The organism is Actinosynnema sp. NPDC023658, from assembly GCF_040639995.1.
GTDB lineage: Bacteria > Actinomycetota > Actinomycetes > Mycobacteriales > Pseudonocardiaceae > Actinosynnema.
On sequence record NZ_JBFAAX010001398.1, the window covers coordinates 1 to 1,184 of the forward strand.

1 protein-coding gene is annotated in these 1,184 nt (G+C 70.1%); it reads right to left on the reverse strand.

Annotation, left to right across the window (positions count from 1 at the left end):
- Positions 1-28: 28 nt before the first annotated feature.
- Positions 29-1,184, reverse strand: a 1,156-nt coding sequence (locus AB0G02_RS41300) for an MFS transporter (RefSeq protein WP_360806347.1), incomplete at its 5' end; no start/stop codon positions are given.

Consider the following 1,184-nt stretch of genomic DNA (forward strand, 5'->3'; position numbering starts at 1 on the left):
CCTCGAACCGGATCTCTCTCGCTCGGTCTCAGGAAGTCGCGGGCACGGCCTCGTGGGCCGTCGTCTCCTTCCTGCTCCCGAGGCCGGTGGCGATGACCACCAGCGCCAGGGCGGCGCCGACCACCGGCAGCACCCACGCGGAGTGGAAGCCCTCCAGCAGGCTCTCCTCGCTGTCGGAGGCGGCCACGCTGAGGGAGGTCGCCACGGCCAGGCCGAGCGCGGCGCCGAACTGGAACGAGGTGTTCCAGATGCCGCCCGCGAGGCCCTGCTCCTCGTCCGCGATGCCCTCGACCGCGACGATCGTCAGCGGCCCGTAGACCAGGGTGAACGCCAGGCCCAGCAGCAGCATGGTCGGGAACATCGCGGTCCAGTAGTTCGCGTCGGCCGGGGTGCCGAGGAACAGGGCGTAGGCCACCAGGGCCAGGACCATGCCCACGAACATGACCTTCATGTTGCCGAACTTGTCGACCAGCTTCGGCGTCAGCGTCGGCGCGAGCACCGAGTCGATGCCGATCACCAGCAGCGCGACGCCCGTCTGGATCGCCGTCCAGCCGCGCAGGTCCTGCAGGTAGAGGACGGTGATGAACTGGAAGCCGAAGAACGACCCGGCGAACAGCACGGTCGCGATGTTGGCCCGCACGAGGCTGGCGTTGCGCAGGATGCCGAGCCGGACGAGCGGGGAGGCGGACTTCAGCTCGGTCAGCACGAACGCGCCGAGCAGGACGACGCCCAGCAGGCCGGTCAGCAGGGTCGAGGTGAGCGAGACCTCGGGCGCCTGCACGACGGTCCACACCAGGGCGCTGGCGCCACCGGTCAGGGTGACGGCGCCGATGATGTCGAACTTCTGGCCGCTGCGGTCGGTCACCGGGTCGTCCTCGATGAGCTTGACCGCGAGCACGAAGATCAGGGCCGCCAGGATGACCGGCGCGAAGAACACCCAGCGCCAGCCGAGCGCGGTCAGCAGGCCGCCGACGACGAGGCCGAGGGAGAAGCCGCCCGCCGCGGTGCCCGCGTACCAGAGCAGCGCGCGGTTGCGCTTGGGGCCTTCCTCGAAGTTGGTGGTGATCAGCGAGAGGCCGGCCGGCGTCATGAACGCCGCCGCGAGACCGGTGATGAACCGGGACGCGATGAGCATCCAGCCGTCGACCGCGAAGCCGCCGAGGCCGGAGAACAGCACGAACACG